The following is a 22,212-nucleotide window of genomic DNA, read 5'->3' as shown; positions in this document are numbered from 1 at the left end:
CAATAAAAATGAAAAAAGCCGCTAAATAGCGGCTTTTCTTAGGTTTTAACCTACTAACGCATAAATATACTTAGCAATTACGCATGTTCTTCAGCAAGGTATAACCAAGTGTCGATTACTGTATCAGGGTTAAGTGATACGGTATCGATGCCTTGCTCAACTAACCATTGAGCGAAGTCTGCATGGTCTGATGGGCCTTGGCCACAAATCCCTACGTAAGCGCCCTTTGCTTTAGCCGCTTTGATTGCTAATGAAAGTAATGCTTTAACTGCATCATTACGCTCATCGAACAAGTGACTGATGATGCCAGAGTCGCGATCTAGACCTAACGTTAACTGAGTTAAATCGTTAGAGCCGATAGAGAAACCATCAAAGTGCTCCAAGAACTGATCAGCTAATAATGCGTTCGAAGGTAATTCACACATCATGATGACGCGTAAACCATCTTTACCACGCTCAAGACCTTGCTCTTTTAGCAATTCAATCACTTGCGCAGCTTCATCAACCGTACGCACGAATGGAATCATGATTTCAACGTTCTTCAGACCCATATCGTTACGGACACGTTTAATCGCTTCACATTCTAGCGCGAAACAATCACGGAATGATTCAGAGATATAACGACTTGCACCACGGAAGCCCAACATTGGGTTTTCTTCTTCAGGCTCGTAACGGTCACCACCAACAAGGTTAGCGTATTCGTTAGACTTAAAGTCTGACATACGTACGATAACTTTCTTAGGATAGAACGCACTACCAATCGTTGCGATACCTTCAACCAGACGAGCAACATAGTATTCAACTGGAGATTCATAACCTGCAATCATCTCGTTGATTTCTTGTTGTAGCTCAGCAGGTTGAGAGTTGAAATCAAGCAATGCTTTAGGATGAATACCAATCATGCGGTTGATAATGAACTCAAGACGCGCAAGACCAACACCTTCGTTAGGAAGACGAGCAAAATCAAATGCACGATCAGGGTTACCGACGTTCATCATGATTTTCATTGGTAGTTCAGGTAATGAATCAACACGATTAGTGATGACTTCAAAGTCTTGCTTACCATCGTAAATGAAACCTGTATCACCTTCAGCACATGAAACCGTCACAACTTGACCATTTTGAATGCGGTCAGTTACGTCACCACAACCAACAACGGCTGGAACACCAAGTTCGCGAGCAATAATTGCTGCGTGACAAGTACGGCCGCCACGGTTTGTAACAATAGCGCTTGCGCGCTTCATGATTGGTTCCCAATCAGGATCCGTCATGTCAGTAACGAGTACATCACCAGGTTCAATTTGATCCATATCTTCGATAGAGGCTAATACTTTAGCAACACCGGTACCGATTTTATGACCAATGGCACGACCTTCACAAACGACATCACCTTGAGTTTTTAAGTGGTAACGTTCGATTAATTGTACATCTTCACGGCTACGAACCGTTTCTGGACGGGCTTGAACGATATATAACTTACCGTCATTGCCATCTTTTGCCCATTCGATGTCCATTGGACGGCCATAATGTTGCTCAATAATGACGGCTTGTTTAGCCAATTCCATGACTTCTTCGTCATTGATTGAGAAAATGCTGCGTTGTTCTGCAGGGATATCTTCGATCTTCACTTGCTTACCATGTGAAGCATCGTCAGAGTAAACCATTTGAATCAACTTGCTGCCGATATTACGGCGCACAACGGCTTGATGCCCTTGCGCTAAAATTGGTTTGTGAACATAAAATTCATCAGGGTTAACCGCACCTTGTACTACCATTTCACCTAGACCAAATGATGAAGTGATGAAAACAACGTCGTTGTTACCTGACTCAGTGTCCATAGTGAACATAACACCAGAAGACGCTTTATCTGAACGAACCATGCGTTGAACGCCAGCAGATAATGCCACACCTTGGTGCTCATAACCTTGGTGAACACGGTATGAAATTGCACGATCGTTAAAGAGCGAAGCGTAAACATGCTTAATAGCAAGTAATACAGCATCAAAGCCTTTAACGTTTAGGAATGTTTCTTGTTGGCCTGCAAAAGATGCATCTGGCATATCTTCAGCAGTTGCTGATGAACGCACTGCAAATGAGGCTTCTTGCGTCTCACTAGAAAGTTGCTCGTAAGCTTCACGAATCGCATCTTCTAGTTCCGGTTGAAATGGGGTATCGATAACCCACTGTCTAATCTGTGCACCAACTTTCGCTAATTCATTAACGTCATCAACATCCAATGTTGCTAGAATATCGAAAATTTTCTGGTTAACACCACTTTGCTCTAGAAACTCATTAAACGCATAAGAAGTTGTAGCAAATCCACCTGGGACTTGAACACCTGCGTTTGCTAGGTTACTGATCATCTCACCAAGTGACGCATTCTTACCGCCAACTTTGTTTACATCACCCATTCCTAGTTCTTGATACCAGAGTATGTATTGCTGCACAGTTATCTCTCCACAAGTTTATTTCAATGGCCCCTTCACACGAGGGCAGAGGCATTCTACACTCCACCACAACAACCGTAAATGTATAATTTTATTTGTAATTTTATTACTACAAGAGGCTGAAATGACACCAAAAGTATTCTACATATCAGATGGGACCGCGATCACCGCAGAAGTATTTGGCCACGCAGTACTGTCGCAATTTCCAGTTGAATTTGAAGCACTTACCATTCCATTTATTGACAGTGTAGCCAAAGCTGAAAAGGTGAAACAACAAATCAATGATAGTTTTATTACAACAAGCTTAAGACCCGTTGTGTTCCATTCGATAGTAAATTCCGACATTCGCGATATTATTTTCTCAAGCGAAGGGCTAGATTATGATTTTTTGAACACCTTTGTTTCGCCACTAGAACAACAACTAGGTATAAAAGCAGCGCCAGTTATTAACCGAACTCACGGCAAGAGCACCGCTAACGAAGCTTATGACAACCGTATTGATGCGATTAATTTCACTTTAGATAATGATGATGGTCAAACCATGAAACACATGGATAAAGCCGACATTATTTTACTCGGTGTTTCCCGTTGCGGAAAAACACCATCGAGTTTGTATCTTTCTATGCAGTTTGGCATCAAAGCGGCCAACTACCCTTTTGTAGAAGACGATATGGATAACTTAAAGTTGCCAGAAGCATTAAAACGAAATAAGTCTAAATTATTTGGCTTAACGATTGATCCCAATCGCTTACATGAGATCCGCCAAGGACGTATGGAGAACAGCCGATACTCATCGTTAAGACAATGTCGTATCGAAGTGAAAGAAGTAGAAATGCTATATAAGAAAGAGCGCATTCCGTTCGTCAATACAACCTACCATTCAGTAGAAGAGATATCGGCAAGAATTCTTGATATTACAGGCTTGAAACGACATATGTTTTAACTCTGCTACAACTAGGCAGTCATTGATAAAAAGTCTGCCTATATATGCCGAGAATGTTAAACACACAACATTTTCGGCTAACTTATTCCTATTTGACCGCTTTTGTTCTCTATCTAAGTCGATTTCAACGTGTCTAACGCTAACTAATTAGTTATAATCCCGAGCAATATGATGTTAATTCATCGCAAACATGCTCGGTAAAATGAATGACAATTAAAACTGACGAACTACGTACCTCCCTTTTATGTAAGGTAATTTCACCTGCGCAACTCGCATCTGAATATCCATTAACCCAAGATGCTGCTGACTACTTAGTTGAGCAACGTCGTGAAGTTGAAGCCATTATTGCAGGCGAAGATCAACGATTACTGGTTATCATCGGCCCTTGTTCAATTCACGATACTGAAGCGGCTTTAGATTATGCTCAACGTTTAGCAGCACTTCATCACGAACTTAAAGACGATTTGTGTATCGTTATGCGTGTTTACTTTGAAAAACCACGCACTATCGTAGGCTGGAAAGGCTTAATTTCAGATCCTGACTTAGACGGTAGCTTTAGCCCAAATAAAGGCTTAAGAATGGCGCGTCATTTATTACAACAAATCACTGAACTTAAATTACCAATTGCCACTGAGTTTTTAGATATGGTCAATGGTCAGTACATTGCCGATCTCATCACTTGGGGCGCAATCGGTGCACGTACCACTGAAAGCCAAATTCACCGTGAAATGGCCTCAGCATTATCGTGCCCTGTTGGCTTTAAAAACGGCACAGATGGCAACATCAACATTGCTGTTGATGCAGTTCGTGCAGCGCAAGTTCCACATATTTTCTACTCACCAGATAAAGATGGTGCAATGGCTGTTTACCGCACTCATGGTAACCCTTATGGTCATATCATTTTACGTGGCGGTAAAAAACCAAACTACTCAGCGGAAGATGTAGAAATCGTCCGTTCACAGCTAGAAACTGTTGGTGTCACTCAACGTATCGTCGTTGATTTTAGCCATGGTAATAGCGAGAAGAAACATAAGAATCAGTTAAATGTTGCTGATAGCATCATGGAACAAATGCGCAGTGGTAGTACTGCAGTTGCTGGTATCATGGCTGAAAGCTTTATGATTGAAGGCAATCAAAAAGTTGTTGAAGATCAGCCTTTAACCTACGGCCAAAGCATTACTGATGCATGTTTGCATTGGGAAGATTCTGAAAAATTATTACGTGACTTAGCGCAAGCGTCAAAAGACCGTAAAGCACTACTTAACAAGTAATTTTTCGATTACGTAATGTCAAAAAAGCCAATCAGTGATGATTGGCTTTTCTTTTTGTATTACTCGTTAACCATGACCTACCATTCATTCAAACCAAAAGAGCAGATGACTGTCCTTCTTCAATTGAGATGAGTGATAATTTTTTAAATAAATGATTAATTGTCATAAAGCTCTCAACCAACGTCGGATCAAAGTGCTTCCCTTTTCCTTCAAGAATTAACCCAACAGCATCTTGATGACTAAACGGTTTTTTATAGCATCGTGGGGACGTTAACGCATCATACACGTCAACTAGCGCCACAATACGAGCAGACAGCGGAATATCATCGCCTGCAAGCCCTTTGGGGTAACCACTACCATCCCATTTTTCATGATGTCCTCCAGCTATATCACTGCCCATCTTGATAAAATTACAATCTGGCGCGTAGCGAGTAATACTTTCAAGAACAGACGAGCCTATTACTGGGTGCGCTTTAATTTGTTCGAACTCTTCAGGTGTTAATCTTCCAGGTTTAAGTAAAATAGCATCCGCAATGCCGACTTTACCAATATCATGAAGTACCGATGATAGGGTTATTTCCTCAATAAATGAGAGTGTTAACTCGTCAGGGGCATCACGCTCACTGTATCTTTGTTTCGCCAACATAGAAGCATATTGCTGCATTCTCAATAAATGCGCACCTGTTTCATTGTCTCGGTATTCTGCCAACTTAGCTAAGCCAATCACTGTCGCTCTTCTTGACGTTAATGTACTTTCTAAAGAGTTAGATAATTTATCCAGTAAAAACGCCGTAGACATTGTCACAATCGCATTGGTAGCAACAAAATTAATCACCACTACCAACCAAATAACCACGCTGTAACCTTCAATATCTGGCCATATATGCCAATCAAGATAAAATGCCGCACCCAAAAGTATCAGAGAAATAAAATTAAATATTTGGGCAAACTTACTGGCCTGACTACCAAGTAAAATACAGGTCAACGGCGGGAACATAAACAGCCAAAAGAAGCCTGCTCCGCTTGGGCCAATAGCGATTAAAAAACCTACACCTATACAGTAAGATAAACCGCAACCAATTAAAAATCGTCTTCTGTCACTGAGTTTATTATCCCAAATAATAAACAGTAAAATGGCATACACTATGGTGTCAAAAACCGCCATTAATAAAAGATCAGATTGAATACACAAGTACACACTTGTGAAGTATACGGGGATGCAAATAATAGCTAATAAACCAAATATTCGATTGAATATAATTCTTCGCCAATAAGATAACGAATCATTGAGGGTTATTGACTCAGAGAATAGGTTTCCCACCACTGACATAATTCTTCCTTGAAGTACAACGCGTTTAACTGTCACGCTTGTTCCAGTATCAATAATTATTGTTAACTTCTTCGAAATTGCAATAAATTACAGAATGCCAAAATAAATGGTCACATAAATGACTAAGTAAATTATGTTGTTATCTAAAGCTGATGTGATTAAGCTTTGAAAATTACACTACAAAATGAAATATCAAAAGGATTTGTTATGATTAAGTCTGGCTCTCAATTAGCCTGTATCAGCCTATTAGCAGGATGCTTATGTTTCTCGACATACACCTTTGCCTCTTCTCAGGATTTCACCCAAGCTTACCAAGCCTATAATCAAGCAGTGACTGCTGGTGATAAACAACAAACGGTATTATCAGCACAACAAGCATTTGACCTGGGTAAAAAACTATACGGCAAAGACAGTATAGATACGGCAAACTTAAGCTTTAACCTTGCCATTGCACTAGCAGAAAATAAGCAAGATAGTGAGTCGCAACCCTATTTTGATTTGACACTTGATTTGTACAAATCCCACTATGGCGATGAAAGTATTGAAATTATTGACCCTTTACTCACCTATGCAGACAAAACTAAAGATATAAAACTGGCTAAATCTCTGTTATCTGAGGCTCGTGACATAGCGCAAGACAGCGACAAGTCAATTCTTTATGCACATACCTTGTCAGCCAGTTTTACCAAATTGATTAATTCTAAATACGACAAGCCCTCTGTGCGCCGGTATATTTTAAAAGCGAAACAAATTTACAGTGAGAACCTTCCCAACGATGCTGCCGTATTAGTAAACGCGAGATACGACAGTGCTGCAGTATATTTTGCAGATAAAAAATATGACAAAGCCGAAGCTGAATTATTAGAAGTTATCAATCAATATGAACGCCTCGAATATTCTCATCCTTATGAGTTAGCCTCACACGCTAAACTAGTGTCACTTTATAGCCAACGTGATGAGCCAGAGCAAGCCACTGAACATTGCATTGCCATCGGCAGCATGAAGCCTTGGAGCCCTGATCAGCAGCAAACCCCTATTTACCGTGTAAATCCTAAATTTCCGCAATCTAAAGCTAAACGTCGCACTGAGGGCATGGTACAGCTTAGCTTTACCGTTGATGAACAAGGTTTTGTCATCAATCCAGAAATATTAACATCTAAAGGTGGTAAAGCTTTTGAAACTGAAAGTATCAAAGTGCTGAAAGAATGGCGTTATGCCCCAAAGTTTGTTGATGGTAAACCTGTTAAAGCAGAATCAACGGTCCAATTAGATTATACCTTTGGTTAATTTGAACTACCGATTAAAGGAGGCTATAGCCTCCTTTTTTATTTAAGTGTTTAAATACTGACGACTCCCTTGGCGCTTGTAACCAATTCCTCCTTGCCACTTGTCTGCAAAACAATCAATTTAACTCAAAAGTTGACGAGCACGTCAACTTACCGTTATGGTCTTTAGCTAATGTTTGTTACAAACCAGTTAATTTTGAATTCATTTTTAAATGATTTGATCGTCAATTCGGCAATAATATTCAAAATAGTATTCAAATAATATCCAATTAAAGGAGCGCCTCTTGAACAATACAAACAAATCCAGTGCCGCTATTTTAGGTGTGTTATTAGTTGTCGGTTTATCAGTGATGGGATTATTACTGAAACAGGCGATTATTGAATACAAGTTATTGGATAGAAGTGTCACTGTTAAGGGGCTTGCTCAAAATGAATACCCAGCTGATGTCGTTATCTGGCCAATTCAATTTACTGCTGCTAGCAATGGTCTAGAGGCGCTTTATGAGCAAATTGATAGTCAGACAGCATTGATTAATCAATTTCTAATCAGTAACGAAATCACAACTGATGAAGTCACTCAATCCGCGCCTACTATTACGGATAAACTAGCGCAGCAATATGGTGGCAACCAAACAGTAGAATACCGCTACACCGCATTGCAGACCATAACAGTGTACTCAACTGACATTGAAAAAGTACGAAGTGCAATGCCAGAGTTAACCCAACTAGGTAAAAAAGGTATCGTTTTTTCACAAAACAATTACGACGCACAAATTGAATATATTTTCACACGTTTAAATGAAGTTAAACCGCAAATGATAGAACAGTCGACCCGCAATGCACGTTTAGTGGCCGACAAATTTGCCAAAGACTCTGATAGCCAACTAGGAAAAATTAAACGCGCAAGTCAGGGTCAATTTAGCATCAGCAATCGCGATAAGAATAATCCACATATCAAACGCGTTAGAGTGGTATCAACGATTGAATACTACCTTGCTGATTAAGTTAACCCTAACCATAGGAGGACAAGATGGACAGTCACTATAGAAAACAATTAAACCGAAGATACTTTACAGGGCTATTGATGACATTTGGCCTGATCACTATTTTAGCTATTTTGATGTTTAGCAGTGGTTTAATTGCAGCCGAGATATCCAATACAAAAAAAACTAATTCAGAACAGCTAACAGACGTTAAAACCAAAACGATATTTCTTGTTCGACATGCTGAAAAAGAATCGGGCAATGACCCTTTCCTCACAGCTGAAGGCAAAATACGCGCGCAAAACTTATCAAATTTGCTTCAATCAGTGCCTTTAGATGCCATTTACAGCACAGATTATAATCGTACCCAAGATACCGCAAAGCCAACAGCATCAGTTCAGTCATTAACGATTACTAGCTATAACCCACGCAAATTGTCTGACTTTGCAACAGCAATAAAAGCCAATCACCACCAGCGGATACTCATTGTTGGCCATAGTAATACCACTCCTGAACTGGTCAGTTTATTAGGTGGCATTGCAGAAGATGAAATTGTGGAAGCAACTGAGTTTAATCGATTATACATTCTGACCATTGATCACCAGGAACAACAAACCAGCTCAGTTTTATTAAGGTACTAGTTGTTAAGGTACTAGCTTAAAAAATTATGCCGCACTTTGTTTTATTGTAGTTGATTTTAATACTATTGATTTTCATCACTCCCTCCCCCTGATATTAATCTAAATATTCATCTAAATTTAGCTTTACTGAAATTCAACGACCAGACAATTCTTTCGGAGTGTTTATGCTTAAATGTGACTTACACGATTACATCGAAATAATCTGCCTTTACCGATATCGCGTAGAGTTGACCATGAAAGATAACGCTATTATCGGAGGGGTGTTTTTTGATACTGGATTTAGCGGGGAAAAGTCCGATTCGGCCTGTAAATCAATTGAAAAAGTAGAGGTCATTAAAGGCCAATTAAGCAAGAATCAACAGCCTGTCACCGTCGAAATCCACAATATAAAACACATCAAGGTACTTACTGAAAATGCAAAGTTTACCCATTTAACCTTAAGTGATGACTAGGGCGTGCTGAGTTTCACTACCTATTTTGTGACGTTATCCGTATAATCCGCCATCCAACTAGAAGTACTAAAAATAAAATTAGGTAGTTGAATGCCCTTTACAAGTAACGTATCACCACAAGATAACCCATCATTTCCAGAAGATATCACTGCTCGAATTGAGCAATCTGAAGCAAAGGTCATCAAAGCGATATTTCCTTCAAATACCAATCATCACAACACATTATTTGGTGGTGATGCATTAGCATGGATGGATGAGACCGCATTTATTGCCGCGACACGCTTTTGCCGAAAAGCGTTAGTGACGGTCAGTTCAGATCGAATAGATTTTAAAAAAGCCATTCCCGCTGGCAGTTTAGCTGAATTGGTCGCGCGAGTGATTCATGTGGGTAATACTTCATTAAAAGTTGAAGTGAATATATTCGTTGAGGATATGTACCAAGATTTACGAGAACATGCTATTCGAGGCGTATTTACTTTTGTCGCCGTCGATGAAGACAGAAACCCTATTCCAGTTTGGCAGTCAGCAGACATTGCTAAAGAACTCCTCTAACTGACCATATCAATTTACATTAGCAAATAAGCATAATGAACCAAGGGTTATACACGAAATAACCTTTGCTCAATTCAGTTCAACTATGGCGGACTATATCATAGGAATAATTAAATTATTTACTAGAATAGGCGCCATTAATGAACAAGTTACTCATTGGACTCAGCATTAGTATTATGACTTCAAGTGCTTATGCCGAAGAAGTCATCGAGAAAGAAGTACAAGATATGTCAGATCCATTAGCGGTATACACCCAAGTTGGCGGTGGCATTACTGATGCTGGACTTAATTTAAAACTTGGTCAAACCTATGATACAAACAACCCAGAAACTATGGGCATGAATATCATTGAAGTGAAAGGGTTTGCTGGCGAATTAACCGGTTGGAATGGTTCATCAGATACTAACTCCATTGACTCTATGCGTTTTAGAAACTTTGGTGTTGATCTGACTAATGGCCGTGGTTCTCAATTTGATGCTCAATGGGATTTCGCTTCTAACCAAGGCAGCGCATCTTATAGCTTTATTCAAGCTTTACCAAAAATGGGGCCAGTTAACCTCTACCCATTAGCGGGTGCTGGTATTGCTGTTGGTGAGCCATTTGATGGTAGTACTGGTTCTGGAGTTACCGACCGTTACGACATGCATGGCAGTTTTTATGTTGTTGGTATGTATTCTAAAATAGAAATTAACGACAAAATATGGCTGAACTATAACCCAATGTTCTTGGGTGCAATTTCAGGTTCTGAAGCCTTTAAATCGAGTGGTTTTTCAGGCGATGATAGCGTATTAACCCATGAGTTTGCGGTAAGCTATCAATTTACTCCGACACAAAACCTACGTTTATTTGCCAACTGGGATGAAAATACCCGTTTTGGTAAAGGTGAATTCAGAGTCGAATACAACAAACAACTTTAATCGCTTTGAACTGAATCAACATCGATATCATCGAGCTGTTGAACGACAATATTGAAATTAAATCTTAAGTCTATAAACATACTTCTACACTTGCCATTAATTAGATTTATCGTTAAACATCAGGAGTCATATCATGACTCCTGTATTTTCTGCTCTAGCGAACAATACTTTCACCTCAAAGTTTATTATTAGACAAAAGTCTAAGCCGTAATATTATTTAACTGTTTTCGTTATACTCTTGCACTTTAGCGTGGATCGATAACCAAGTTATCTGTTACATTAAAATTACCTTCACGTGCAACCAAGACAACTAAAAAGCCATGAAGCTACAAAATTTAAATATAATTATTGCTGATGACCATCCCTTATTTCGTAATGCACTAAGACAAGCATTGAATAATGCTTTTCAAGGTACGAATTGGTTTGAAGCTGACAGTGCTGAAGCGCTGCAAACTATTCTTGATGATAAAGCCACAGATCTTGATTTGATTCTTCTCGATCTTCAAATGCCGGGTTCTCACGGTTACTCGACTTTGATTCACCTGCGAGGCCATTACCCAGATATTCCAGTGGTGGTTATTTCTGCCCATGAAGATATTCAGACTATTAGCCGTGCGATTCATTACGGTAGCTCTGGTTTCATTCCTAAATCAGCCTCTATGGACACCTTAAAACAAGCGCTCGATGCTGTGCTTTATGGTGACATCTGGTTACCAGAAGGGACAGAAATCCTTGAAGTCGATGATGATCCTACAAGTCAGATGGCCAACAAATTATCAGACTTAACGCCACAACAGTATCGCGTATTACAGATGTTTGCTGAAGGTTTACTTAACAAGCAAATCGCCTATGACTTTGGTGTGTCCGAAGCGACAATTAAAGCCCATGCGACGGCCATATTTCGTAAACTAGGCGTAAGAAACCGCACCCAAGCCGTTATCGCACTACAGCAACTTGAAATGGAAAAGGTAGACTTATCTTAAACCATGTTTCTCAGTTACCCTTTTCACAAGCCTGTGAGAATAACAAAGGGCCGATACTTGTTGAGCTACAACGCATTTTTCAACACAACCAACAAGTATTAGAAATTGGCAGTGGTACAGGCCAACATAGTGTGCACTTTGCAGCCAACCTGCCACAATTAACTTGGCAAGCGAGTGATCAAAACAGCTACTTAACTCATTTAAATGCCCGCATCGAATTAGTCGGAACTCATAATTTATTACCAGCCTTTGGTTTAGATGTCATGCTTGATTGGCCTGTAAAAATGATCTCTGCCCAACTCGATGGTGTATTTAGTGCCAATACCTTACACATCATGAGTAAATCTATGGTTGAAGCCTTCTTCCAAGGTGTCGGCAACGCTCTTTTACCTAAAGCACAGCTAGTGATTTATGGACCTTTTAATTATCAAGGCCAATATAGTAGTGAAAGTAATGCGTCATTTGATGAATGGTTAAAACAAAATAACCCTCAGAGCGGGATCAGAGACATTGAATGGATAACCGCTTTGGCTGCACAACAATCCTTTACTTTAATCAATGACGTTGAAATGCCAGCCAATAACCGCTTACTGCACTTTGGTCGACATAAATAACCCTTGTTTATGTCGTTTTTCAAACACTAAAACCGTAATAACAAAGAGTTAACCTCTTAAAATATTGATGAAAAATTTGTAAGCTAATAGCGAATAAATTTTTCTGTTATCACACATAAGGAAAACGCATTATGGGTTCGGTTACCACTAAAAAACACCCAAACGGTTTAGATTATGTCGAAGTTAATACTGACTTGTGCCAAGCAAGTATTTTTCTTCAAGGCGCACAAATAGATTATTTCCAACCAAAAGATAAAGCACCATTACTCTGGGTATCAAATGCTGATGACTATCAACCGGGTAATGGGATCCGCGGAGGCATTCCAGTATGTTGGCCTTGGTTCGGAGCCAGTCCAACCGAAGGGTTTCCACAGCATGGTTTTGCTAGAACCAGCATTTGGTCTTTAGCATCGGTCAAAATGCGTGATCAACTGGTTGATTTGACGTTCACTCTTAAAATTACCGAAGCCAACAAACAGTTCTGGCCCCATGATACTGAAGTCAGTGTGTTATTCACTCTAGGTGAAACACTGTCAGTGAGTATCGTTAATAAAAATAATGCCGATTACCCTGTAAACCTAACTCAAGCTTTACATACTTACTTCCCCATTGAAGATATCCATCAATTAACGGCTACAGGTTTTAGCGGCGCGAAATACATCGAATTTGGTAAAGGACCATATAGCCAAGATTCAGATGAAGTTAGCTTTACTCGTGAAACGGATAGAGTCTATACCGATTTAGCGAGTACTCAGTTGCTCCATACTCCAAATGGCACTATTGAAGTCAGTCGTGAAAACAGTCAATCAGCTGTGCTTTGGAACCCTTGGATAGATAAATCCGAGCGACTCTCCCGCTTTATCAATAACGACTACCTCACAATGGTATGTCATGAAGCAGCCAATGTGCTTGAAGACGAAGTGTCATTAGCACCAGGTGAAAGCCACAAACTCACGACACACATCCGCTGGGCATAAGCAGGCTTACAATAACACTCTAGGATTAGTGCCTAAGCTCAACGAAACTAAATCTGTAAGCTCAGTTAGTAAACTGAACGTAGATTGAATTAATAAACTCAATCTACGTTCGTTAGTTTAAGCATTATTGAATGATTAGTTGATTGATTAGTTTAATGAATGATTGAATGATTAGTTGAATGCTCGAATGACTGTTTGACTGTTTGACTGTTAACTAAATGACAACTGAGCCATTACACCTAAGCTATGCTATCCTTTCCTGATTCAAATATATCAAAACCTTAAAAGACTCATTACCCTAATGGCAGTTCGAATTTTTACTGTTAAGCGATTATTTTTATTGTGCTTTTTTATAATCGCATTAGGTTTAGTCCTGCTTCAACAAAACTTCAGGCCCATTGCACTAAATTTAATCAACTCATTAACTGAGCCCTATAATATCGAAGTGATTGATGTTGACGTTAAACTGACTGAATTAACCCAATTTAAGCTCACCGATCTTAATCACTTATATTTCCCATGGCTGCAATTACGTTATCAAGATAGCTTTATTGAGTTTCGTGATATCAAGTTAGATCTAAAAGATGGTTACCATACCCTAAAAAATATGTCCTTAGCTGTTGAAGATATCAATGCGCTGCACATTCGTGATATTCAAGTCACATTAGGGGACAGTTTTTTTAAACGACAAGAACAAGGTGAAAACTCGGATAATATAGGTCTGAGCATTAACCAAATTCCACAAATAACACTCGACAATATCAGTGTATATTTACCTAAGTCGTTACAAAAAAAGGTTCCTTCCCCAGTTCTACGAACGAGTAAATTGCAGTTAACCCATGTGGAATCAGCAAAAAAATCTACCGATGCACTGCAGAAAACGGATACACATCAAGTACTGTCTGGAACAGTCAATTTGATGGAACAGCAGGTATTGGCGTTTGAACTGGCACTCGCTCAAACACAGTGGACGCTTAGCCATCAAACTGACTTTAATACCTTACTTAGTAGTGTGACTGAGTTTAATCGTGCGTTAACACTCATGGCATCTGATGAGGCTTTAGGCAATAACTCAGCCGTTTCGCAATCAGATTTTGTAACTGGATTAGATGACTTCGTCACTAGTATTGATGCATTAGCAATTGATGTTAACGGCCTTTGGCAAAGTGATACACAACTTGATTTGATTCACGGTTCAATCGGCAGTCAGCACCAGATTATTCCTGTAACAGCATCAAATGGCGACGCACTTCCCCTCATTAGCAGTCGATTACTTTCAGGGATTAAATTCAGCTCAGATTCGCCTATCGATTTTTCGATAAACTATCTGCCAATGTCAGATACAGCGCCCGCTATGACGACCTTTGAACTGCAACCTTTAACTTGGCAGCAACGCACGACTCAACTGCAATTAGCCGATATCAATGCATTGTTGAGTCGCACAGAATTCGTTGATACCCCGTTCACAGCTCACGCTAACCAATTGCTAAGTAATATGACTGAACCTGTTGATTGGTCTATATCTTTAAAGAAACCATTAACCATTGAAATGCCACTGGATGACACATCTGTAATCAACGTTTTGCCAACAAGTGCCAGCTTACTTGTGAAGCATGACACTGTCACAACAGCATTAGATATCAATGATTTCACTGTGGACAGCCTCTCAATTGCGAATTCTTCAGCATCAAACGATAACTCATCCACCCTTAATAGAATGACACTGAACTCAAGACTAGATTTCAGTCTGAATCAGCATCACCCTATTGAACTAATCGAATTGAGTGAGGGCTTAGCATTAACGTCTACTGAATCTAGCGGTTCTGACAAACGTATTACACTTGATGGAAGCAGAATAAAATTTACTGCAAACGCCAGAGCTGATAATCAATCAATAAAAGTCACCCTATTGCCTCAGTCAGGAATTCACACAGAAAAGCTCAATGTTTATATGCCACAAAAGACATTGTCTTTTGAAAGCCTGCATTGGCAGCTTACGCAACCTTCAAGTATTGAACACATTCAAGCGCCTATTGAGACCAGTACTGATATAAACCAAAGCACAGATATAAACCAAGCTACTAGAAAATCTACACTCAATATTGGCAATTTTGCATTGGGCTTTGACCGTTTTTCATTTAAAACAAATGACATCAAACAAGTGCTAAACGAGACTTTTGAAGTTGAGTTAGGCCAATTTGAGATCAACGCAACGCAAAATATCGCTTTGTTATTGGGTTCTTCGAACATCAACGAAACTGACCATCGCCATGGTAGCGCTACTTCAAAAATGTCTACCCTTGAAACATTACTCGCCCAATCAAATCAAACTCAACTTAATTGGTCGTTACAAGATGTTCAAATTGATAAGCTCATTCCAAGCAAAACAAAATTACGCCGTTACAAAGTACTGCGACTTGATGATATATCGCTTAGCCAACACTTAAACCTGCAGCATCAGCTGTTAACAGGTTCAGAACAATGGCAGCTCGATGAACTAATTTTATCCAGCTATCACTTGCTGCGGTTACCACAGCAAAACATGCCAGTTTCTTTAGCAGGTCAATGGCTGGTCGATACAGAGTTAGCATCCGTTGTTAATACCTTAGAGCAAACTCAAATGCTCCCCGAAAACTTATCCATTTCAGGCTATAACAAGCTTAAGGCTGGTTTTGCACTTAATGAAAGCCAAGGCGTGTCTTTGTTTGAAATGAAATTTGAACAGCAAGTCTCGCAGCTTGATGCACAATATAACGAAAACTATTTTAACAACGCGAATTTAACGGCTAATTGTCAATTCAATTGGCAGCAAGTTCATAGCACACCAATTCAACCTACGACCTACAGCCAAAGCCGTCTGTTGTGCCAACAAGCAGAACTCAATATTGCTGATGCTTACGTCGGTATTAATCTTGAAAACATTCAACTAAAAACCAATATTTCACTGGGAAAAAATGATGAAATACCCGCCAAAAATTGGTTACAGGAAATTAGCGGGCTTAGCGATACTGATGTTAATTTAACAGCCAGTGGCGACTTATTAGATGGAGAGTTTTTAGTGCCTGAGTTTTATCTAAAATTACACGATAAATCTGAAGGTTACTTTGTCTTAAATGGCATTAGCTTAGAAGCGTTACTCGCTGCACAGCCCCAGGTTGGTGTCTACGCCAATGGTATTTTTGACGGTGTTTTACCAGCAAGCTTAGTCGATGGTAAAGTCACTATTGCAGGTGGACACTTGGCAGCAAGGAAACCGGGAGGCTTAATTCAAGTGTCAAATAACCCGGCCCTTGAGCAAATTAGAACAACTCAACCACACTTAGATTTTGTTGTACAAACACTAGAACATTTAGAGTACAGCCAGCTAAGTAGTAGTTTTGACATGGCAGAAAATGGGGATGCTTCACTCAAAGTGCAAGTGAAAGGTCAAAGCCAAGATATTGAAAGGCCAATACATTTAAACTACTCTCATGAAGAGAACTTATTTCAATTATATAAAAGTACGCAGATTGGCAACCAACTGCAAAATGATATCGAACGATCCGTGAAGTAAAAGGACAACTCAGTGAAAACGCATTCGATTAATACACTTTGGCTTTTATGCGCGAGCAGTCTGTTAATAAGCGCTTGCTCGCCAACAGTCAAAATAGCCCCTCCCGACAAGCCCATTGAGATAAACCTCAATGTCAAAATCGAGCATGAAATCATTATTAGAATTGATAAAGAGCTCGACATACTTTTAGAAGATGACGAGTTATTTTAATTAATAAGGAAATCACATTATGAAGTTACCCATCATAGCCTTATTAACAGGGCTTTTATTGTCAGCAAATGCTTATGCGTTAACCCTACAGCAAGCAAAAAGCCAAGGCTTAGTTGGTGAGCAAACCAATGGCTATTTAGGCCTAGTCGTCAATGATAAAGCTGCAAAACAGTTAATGTTAGACGTTAACGCAAAACGTAAACAACATTATCAAAAAATAGCTAAAAAAAATAAACTCTCAACCACTGATGTTGCCAATAGAGCGGCTAAAAAAGCGATTTCGGCGGCGGATAAAAATCATTTCATTCAAAATTCATCCGGGAAATGGCTGCAGAAATAAGCGACTTTTGAGTGCTCTTCCACCTTAAAATGTAAATGTCATCATTTTTTATCATCAATTTAGTTTACTTAAACTAGGATAAAAATTGATGGCATTATATATTTCACTTTATGCCATAACACCCACCCTTTACGATATGTGGCATATAAGCGCTTGTTGTTATTAACCTTTATCACCTCGCTTTTTGCTTTCATTCGCAATACTCATTCTTAAGTTAATTTTCTCTTTTTATTATTGATAAATTTGCCATTAAATTGTACAAATTTTAGGTGTCCTTATAGCGCTTGTGGGTATTTTATTCGTAAAACAAAAGTGTTACATTTGTGAGATAAGTCATTTTTTTGTCTGGTGTCATTTTTACATCAGACGTATATACCTTTGAGAATATGAACAAGATTTTATCTGCCATTGCAGCACTTATAATACTAATAAACCCTGTTCAGGCTAAACCTGTCGTTAACGTGGGCGGTTACTTGTTTGCCCCTTATGTGAATATCTCTGAGGCCGGCATGTTTCAAGGGTTTACCATTGATTTAATCGCAGCGTTCAATGAACTTCAATCAGAAGTCGACTTCCAATTTGTTAATACCAGCATTGAAAATCGCTACCAAGCATATGACATTGGTCGTTTCGATATGATGATTTTTGAAAGCCCTATTTGGGGTTGGCAAAACTTTGATACCACCTTTATCCCACTTGATATTGTCGACGGTGAAGTGTTTATCACCCTTAGAGATAATGATAAAAACCAAGAATATTTTTCATCTTTTAAAGATAAATCATTAAGTCTTGTGAGTGGCTATCATTATCAATTTGCAGACTGGAACACCGACAGCCAAGAGTTAGCACTCAATTTTGATATTCAGTTTGTTAATACCAATAAAGCATCAATAGAAAGTGTTCTCAAAGGTCGCGCCGATATTGCCCCTGTCACCCATTCATACCTTATGCATTATTTGCAAACTCACCCTGATGCACGCTCGCAATTACTGATCTCAGAGAGATTGGATCAAGCGTACTCTCATAGCATCTTGCTCAAACCGAATTCTGTGGTTTCGGCAAGTCATGTGCAAAAGTGGTTTAATGAAATTCGCGATTCAGGAAGATTGAAACGTATTGCAGAAAAGTACAATGTAGAAATTTAATATGTTTTAGGCTTTAAAACATAAGTCAGCATCTTGAAGATAGTGACTAAGAAATCTGTTAAACAATAGATGATGCTGAGCGCATCATCTATTAACTCTACAGCTAAATTACATGGTTACCATCGCCCAATATTCAAGGCGAGACTTTGGATCCAGTACCACTTTCTTACATAAATCTTTGTACTGACCCATTAATGGTCCTAAACCACTTGAGCCGCCAAGGCTGGCAATTTGTTGCTCTTTTGCAGTCGCAACTGCCGCTTCTACTTTCTCGGCAGGCATATATTGTCCAGCAATCTTTTCAGCTTCAAGACCTGAATCTTTAAGTCTGCCGCCAACGGCTTGCATCTGTGGTGCATCCATCCCCATGATCACACCAGATGCGATTTCGTAATACGCAGCGCATTGCACTAACTCGTTACTGAAAGCTTCTTCAGCTTTATCTTGTGCATAGCTACTGCTTGCTGCAGTAAGTAAAGCCACTGCTGCAGCTAATTGAAATCCTTTGTTTAACATGAAATATCCTTTATTCCTGATACTTAACTGATTACGACTTAAACCACAATCAACGTTAAATTGACTCAGATTTATGGTTAGTAATTTATCTCTGTATGCAAAATGGCATTGGCATTTTGCTGTTGATAATAATCTAGGCGATGTTTTAAATGTTTTTTTACCGTGGCCCATTCACTATCGATGATCGAATAGACCACAGTGTCTCGTACTGTGCCGTCTTTCAATAATTTATGGTTTCTCAGTACACCATCTTGTTTCGCACCCAAGCGCATAATGGCTTGTCTAGATGCTTGGTTATGCCAATGGGTTCTAAACTCCACGGCCATCACATCCAAGGTTTGAAATGCATAAGTGAGTATCAGTAATTTAGTCTCTGTATTCACCGCTGTACGCTGTGCTCTTTTGGCATACCAAGTGTAACCAATTTCTAAGCGACGATTGGGTTGATCCCAATTACAGATACGAGTACAACCAATGACTTCACCTGAAGTCTTTTCTCTGACCACAAATGCTAAAGCTTCACCATGACTCTCTTGCACTAAAGCCTTTTCCACATAAGCCTTCATATCATCTGGGTGAGGCACAGTGGTAAACCACAATTCCCACAAACTCCCATCAGTTGCAGCTAGACTTAACGCAGTCACATGCTCAAGTGTCAACGGTTCTAAAATGACATGCTCACCAATTAAGCAAGCGTCACTGTTTACTTCTGCCATTATCTCTCCCGCCCAGTCGTTAACTTGCTCACATAAATACAGAATACATGATCTTAAGCAGAATAAAATCTCCTTTTTATACAATAAAACGATAACTGTATTAGCCACTGTTGTTCACTGAGTATTAGTTAGCCATATCAGGAATATTCATCAGGTGCTTTCGCTAACCAAATAAAAAGCCAATACTTTTCAGTATTGGCTTTGCACAGCGAGAGCTGCCGTTGAGTATTAATACAACAGTGTGCTTTTATTGATTAAAATCCAGTTGATAAACACTTGTCGTGCCACTCACTTCATTGCCAATAACTAACAATGGTTTGCCTGTCAGATTCATATCAGCACCGATAAACTTCATGCCTTCAGGCCCTAAGTCACCAGCAAGCTCAGGTTGACCTGAAATATCATCACCATCGATTTCAAAATCAATATCAAAATCTCGATTTATCACATAATCAATAAAGCTAACATCAAATGGGTTAGTAATATCGTAAACCATAAAACCACCCGTGCGCTCTAATCCGATGAAAGCATATTTTTTATCACCAATTTCTCCAATAGCTAACGCTTCAGGTTCTGGCCCTTTATCATCACTACGGCTATCGCCTTTGCTTTCTTCGTTATGGTTATTGAAGTTATCACCTAAGATCGCCGCTGTAATGCGCTCGAACTGGCTAGCACTGTCAAAAACTTGTTGGCCATCATGGGTCCATATCGAAAATGAACGTGCGCCATATGAGACGATTTTATCCATATCACCGTCGCCATCATCATCGCCCATGCTAGTGGTAATTTTTAAACGTCCTAGCTGAGTCTTATCTTGTGCGGCTAAAATTTGTGGATGGTTTGGGTCTAGCAGTAAGTCTTCTGCCCGCTCTTCTTCTGAAAAACCGTCATAATCACGTGCGTCACCTTCATTGGCTGTAACAATAAAGTCCTGATCACGCCATTGGTAACTTGCTATCGTATCTGGCTGATACATGCCGTAAACACCTTCGTATGCCATGATGTTGATAGCATCATCTTTATCACTGGCATCGATTTCGTTACCCGCTTTCCCGTAATCTTTAAGACCAAGTGCATTAATCGCTTCAACCGTATTATCAGCCAAGTTAATCACTGCAATAGCATTGTTTTCTTGTAGGCTGACATAGGCATATTGGTTATCTTTAGAGACTGCAATATATTCAGGCTCTAGATCTTCAGAAACTGAAGCACCAGGGCCATTAAGTTTAATCAGGTCGCTTAATTCATCATGGCGTGCATTGCCTGCATCAAACTCGTTAAAGGTAATCAAGGTAGCAGTATCGACAGGAATATTATCAACCACTTCGATAATTGAAATGCTGCCTTCGGGATCTACCGTGTAAGCATCGTTAGGCTCACCTTCATTGGCTATAATCACTTTGGTACCGTCATGGGTAAACACCACGTTATCGGGTAATGCACCTACGTTGACAGTTTTAATAAAGCTTGGCGCATCAACATCAGATAATTGATAGAAGGCGATAACACCGTTCCCTTGCGTCGCATTGCCTGCATCATCAGCTCTTTCAACGGCAGCAGCTAAAAGGTCGCCATAAATACTGATGCTATTAACGCTACCTAGACCAGTTAATTCGGCATCTGTAGCAACATCTAAACTGTATACTTTTTCTAAGTTACTTAATGTAGAGGCCTCTGCTGCATCAACAGCTTGAGTCTCAACACTCTCAAGGCTAATAGCATCGACCATGCCACTTTGAGCATTGACCACAAACGCTAGATGACTTGCTACGTGATAATCAACAATTTCAGCAGCACTTTTCCCAAACACGCCAGACTCGTAACGACCTATAAGTCCTAAAGATAAAACACCTTGCTGAGCATCACAGATAATCTGACTTTGGGCAGAAATGATTTCGTCACTGTCTAAAATGCCATTTCCATTTGTATCAATGCCGGTATCGATTTGCTTTCCACCAAAAGGACAAATAGCATGACCAGAAGCTAACGAACTTGTCGTGAGTAACGAAGTTAGTCCATTAATACCATCACTACCTTTGCTGCCATCAGAGCCGTCGTCACCATCGCAGCCAGTTAATAGCATCATAGAAACAATAGCGGCTATGGGTAAAATATTGGTTTTCATCATCACTTTCCTGTTACGTACTTGTTATTAAAATTTAAGGTAAGCTACCCAAGTTCAATGACAATCACGCGACACTCTTGTTAAGCTATTGTTACATCCTATTTGGTTGATCCAGTAAAGATTTTAATACAAGTTCTTATTAAATAATTCCCATTAGCAAACACTAATCATGTTAAAATCCTTTATGGAATTTTCTTCGTTCCTCTTC

General features: G+C 39.5%; 20 protein-coding genes. 15 read left to right on the top strand and 5 right to left on the bottom strand.

Annotation, left to right across the window (positions count from 1 at the left end; translation table 11 throughout):
* Positions 1-77 precede the first annotated feature (77 nt).
* Positions 78-2,447 carry a phosphoenolpyruvate synthase gene (gene ppsA / locus L2737_RS11240; protein WP_229369003.1) on the bottom strand — a complete coding sequence of 790 codons (2,370 nt, stop codon included), beginning with the start codon at positions 2,445-2,447 and terminating at the stop codon, positions 78-80.
* Positions 2,448-2,571: 124 nt separating this feature from the next.
* Here ppsA and ppsR point away from each other — a divergent pair, with 124 nt between their 5' ends.
* Complete coding sequence (gene ppsR / locus L2737_RS11235; RefSeq protein WP_102528158.1) at positions 2,572-3,390, top strand: posphoenolpyruvate synthetase regulatory kinase/phosphorylase PpsR; 819 nt, start codon at positions 2,572-2,574, stop codon at positions 3,388-3,390.
* A 206-nt stretch (positions 3,391-3,596) separates the two neighbouring features.
* A complete protein-coding gene (locus L2737_RS11230; protein ID WP_102528159.1) occupies positions 3,597-4,661 on the top strand; it encodes a 3-deoxy-7-phosphoheptulonate synthase in 1,065 nt (354 codons plus the stop codon).
* An 88-nt stretch (positions 4,662-4,749) separates the two neighbouring features.
* Here L2737_RS11230 and L2737_RS11225 read toward each other — a convergent pair whose 3' ends face one another.
* Positions 4,750-5,991 carry an HD-GYP domain-containing protein gene (locus L2737_RS11225; protein WP_283108336.1) on the bottom strand — a complete coding sequence of 414 codons (1,242 nt, stop codon included), beginning with the start codon at positions 5,989-5,991 and terminating at the stop codon, positions 4,750-4,752.
* 207 nt (positions 5,992-6,198) lie between these two features.
* On the opposite strand from L2737_RS11225, the gene L2737_RS11220 reads away from it, so the two are divergent.
* From L2737_RS11220 to L2737_RS11160, 13 genes are all read left to right on the top strand, one after another.
* Positions 6,199-7,278: a TonB family protein gene (locus L2737_RS11220; protein ID WP_248955752.1), complete on the top strand. Its 1,080-nt coding sequence runs from the start codon at positions 6,199-6,201 to the stop codon at positions 7,276-7,278.
* 283 nt (positions 7,279-7,561) lie between these two features.
* A complete protein-coding gene (locus L2737_RS11215) occupies positions 7,562-8,281 on the top strand; it encodes an SIMPL domain-containing protein (RefSeq protein WP_248955751.1) in 720 nt (239 codons plus the stop codon).
* 26 nt (positions 8,282-8,307) lie between these two features.
* Positions 8,308-8,901, top strand: a complete 594-nt coding sequence (locus L2737_RS11210; RefSeq protein WP_248955750.1) for a SixA phosphatase family protein — start codon at positions 8,308-8,310, stop codon at positions 8,899-8,901.
* A gap of 164 nt (positions 8,902-9,065) precedes the next feature.
* A complete protein-coding gene (locus L2737_RS11205; RefSeq protein WP_229369007.1) occupies positions 9,066-9,353 on the top strand; it encodes a Rho-binding antiterminator in 288 nt (95 codons plus the stop codon).
* A 90-nt stretch (positions 9,354-9,443) separates the two neighbouring features.
* Complete coding sequence (locus tag L2737_RS11200) at positions 9,444-9,905, top strand: acyl-CoA thioesterase (protein WP_248955749.1); 462 nt, start codon at positions 9,444-9,446, stop codon at positions 9,903-9,905.
* Positions 9,906-10,045: 140 nt separating this feature from the next.
* The gene (locus tag L2737_RS11195; RefSeq protein ID WP_248955748.1) at positions 10,046-10,822 is read left to right on the top strand and encodes a hypothetical protein; all 777 of its coding nucleotides are present in this window, start codon (positions 10,046-10,048) and stop codon (positions 10,820-10,822) included.
* A gap of 320 nt (positions 10,823-11,142) precedes the next feature.
* Positions 11,143-11,805: a response regulator transcription factor gene (locus L2737_RS11190; RefSeq protein ID WP_102528166.1), complete on the top strand. Its 663-nt coding sequence runs from the start codon at positions 11,143-11,145 to the stop codon at positions 11,803-11,805.
* Positions 11,799-12,419, top strand: a complete 621-nt coding sequence (locus tag L2737_RS11185; protein WP_102528167.1) for a DUF938 domain-containing protein — start codon at positions 11,799-11,801, stop codon at positions 12,417-12,419. The genes L2737_RS11190 and L2737_RS11185 overlap by 7 nt, the downstream gene beginning before the upstream one ends.
* Positions 12,420-12,550: 131 nt before the next feature.
* Entirely contained in the window at positions 12,551-13,396 is an 846-nt protein-coding gene (locus L2737_RS11180) for a D-hexose-6-phosphate mutarotase (RefSeq protein WP_248955747.1), read from the top strand.
* A gap of 301 nt (positions 13,397-13,697) precedes the next feature.
* Positions 13,698-16,949, top strand: a complete 3,252-nt coding sequence (locus tag L2737_RS11175; RefSeq protein WP_248955746.1) for an intermembrane phospholipid transport YdbH family protein — start codon at positions 13,698-13,700, stop codon at positions 16,947-16,949.
* A gap of 27 nt (positions 16,950-16,976) precedes the next feature.
* Positions 16,977-17,159: a YnbE family lipoprotein gene (locus tag L2737_RS11170; protein WP_248955865.1), complete on the top strand. Its 183-nt coding sequence runs from the start codon at positions 16,977-16,979 to the stop codon at positions 17,157-17,159.
* A gap of 19 nt (positions 17,160-17,178) precedes the next feature.
* Positions 17,179-17,499 (top strand): YdbL family probable chaperone protein, encoded by a 321-nt coding sequence (locus L2737_RS11165; RefSeq protein WP_248955745.1) that lies wholly within the window; start codon positions 17,179-17,181, stop codon positions 17,497-17,499.
* A 386-nt stretch (positions 17,500-17,885) separates the two neighbouring features.
* Positions 17,886-18,644, top strand: coding sequence for a substrate-binding periplasmic protein (locus L2737_RS11160; protein WP_102528171.1), 759 nt, complete (start codon positions 17,886-17,888; stop codon positions 18,642-18,644).
* Between the two features lie 108 nt (positions 18,645-18,752).
* Here the strand turns inward: L2737_RS11160 and L2737_RS11155 are convergent, their stop codons facing one another.
* From L2737_RS11155 to L2737_RS11145, 3 genes are all read right to left on the bottom strand, one after another.
* Complete coding sequence (locus L2737_RS11155) at positions 18,753-19,160, bottom strand: hypothetical protein (RefSeq protein WP_248955744.1); 408 nt, start codon at positions 19,158-19,160, stop codon at positions 18,753-18,755.
* A 77-nt stretch (positions 19,161-19,237) separates the two neighbouring features.
* Positions 19,238-19,876, bottom strand: coding sequence for a GNAT family N-acetyltransferase (locus tag L2737_RS11150; RefSeq protein ID WP_102528173.1), 639 nt, complete (start codon positions 19,874-19,876; stop codon positions 19,238-19,240).
* Between the two features lie 247 nt (positions 19,877-20,123).
* The gene (locus tag L2737_RS11145; RefSeq protein WP_248955864.1) at positions 20,124-22,004 is read right to left on the bottom strand and encodes a choice-of-anchor I family protein; all 1,881 of its coding nucleotides are present in this window, start codon (positions 22,002-22,004) and stop codon (positions 20,124-20,126) included.
* Between the last annotated feature and the right edge of the window lie 208 nt (positions 22,005-22,212).

It is taken from the genome of Shewanella electrodiphila (assembly GCF_023283985.1).
Lineage (GTDB): Bacteria > Pseudomonadota > Gammaproteobacteria > Enterobacterales > Shewanellaceae > Shewanella > Shewanella electrodiphila.
The sequence above is the reverse complement of the archived record's forward strand: the minus strand, read 5'-3'. Positions and strand labels throughout refer to the sequence as shown.

Bases quoted from the DNA above. Each gene is read 5' to 3' on its own strand.
- ppsR (WP_102528158.1), top strand. From the start codon at position 2,572: ATGACACCAAAAGTATTCTACATATCAGATGGGACCGCGATCACCGCA.
- L2737_RS11230 (WP_102528159.1), top strand. From the start codon at position 3,597: ATGACAATTAAAACTGACGAACTACGTACCTCCCTTTTATGTAAGGTA.
- L2737_RS11225 (WP_283108336.1), bottom strand. From the start codon at position 5,991: ATGTCAGTGGTGGGAAACCTATTCTCTGAGTCAATAACCCTCAATGAT.
- L2737_RS11220 (WP_248955752.1), top strand. From the start codon at position 6,199: ATGATTAAGTCTGGCTCTCAATTAGCCTGTATCAGCCTATTAGCAGGA.
- L2737_RS11210 (WP_248955750.1), top strand. From the start codon at position 8,308: ATGGACAGTCACTATAGAAAACAATTAAACCGAAGATACTTTACAGGG.
- L2737_RS11205 (WP_229369007.1), top strand. From the start codon at position 9,066: ATGCTTAAATGTGACTTACACGATTACATCGAAATAATCTGCCTTTAC.
- L2737_RS11200 (WP_248955749.1), top strand. From the start codon at position 9,444: ATGCCCTTTACAAGTAACGTATCACCACAAGATAACCCATCATTTCCA.
- L2737_RS11195 (WP_248955748.1), top strand. From the start codon at position 10,046: ATGAACAAGTTACTCATTGGACTCAGCATTAGTATTATGACTTCAAGT.
- L2737_RS11190 (WP_102528166.1), top strand. From the start codon at position 11,143: ATGAAGCTACAAAATTTAAATATAATTATTGCTGATGACCATCCCTTA.
- L2737_RS11180 (WP_248955747.1), top strand. From the start codon at position 12,551: ATGGGTTCGGTTACCACTAAAAAACACCCAAACGGTTTAGATTATGTC.
- L2737_RS11175 (WP_248955746.1), top strand. From the start codon at position 13,698: ATGGCAGTTCGAATTTTTACTGTTAAGCGATTATTTTTATTGTGCTTT.
- L2737_RS11165 (WP_248955745.1), top strand. From the start codon at position 17,179: ATGAAGTTACCCATCATAGCCTTATTAACAGGGCTTTTATTGTCAGCA.
- L2737_RS11160 (WP_102528171.1), top strand. From the start codon at position 17,886: ATGAACAAGATTTTATCTGCCATTGCAGCACTTATAATACTAATAAAC.
- L2737_RS11155 (WP_248955744.1), bottom strand. From the start codon at position 19,160: ATGTTAAACAAAGGATTTCAATTAGCTGCAGCAGTGGCTTTACTTACT.
- L2737_RS11150 (WP_102528173.1), bottom strand. From the start codon at position 19,876: ATGGCAGAAGTAAACAGTGACGCTTGCTTAATTGGTGAGCATGTCATT.
- L2737_RS11145 (WP_248955864.1), bottom strand. From the start codon at position 22,004: ATGAAAACCAATATTTTACCCATAGCCGCTATTGTTTCTATGATGCTA.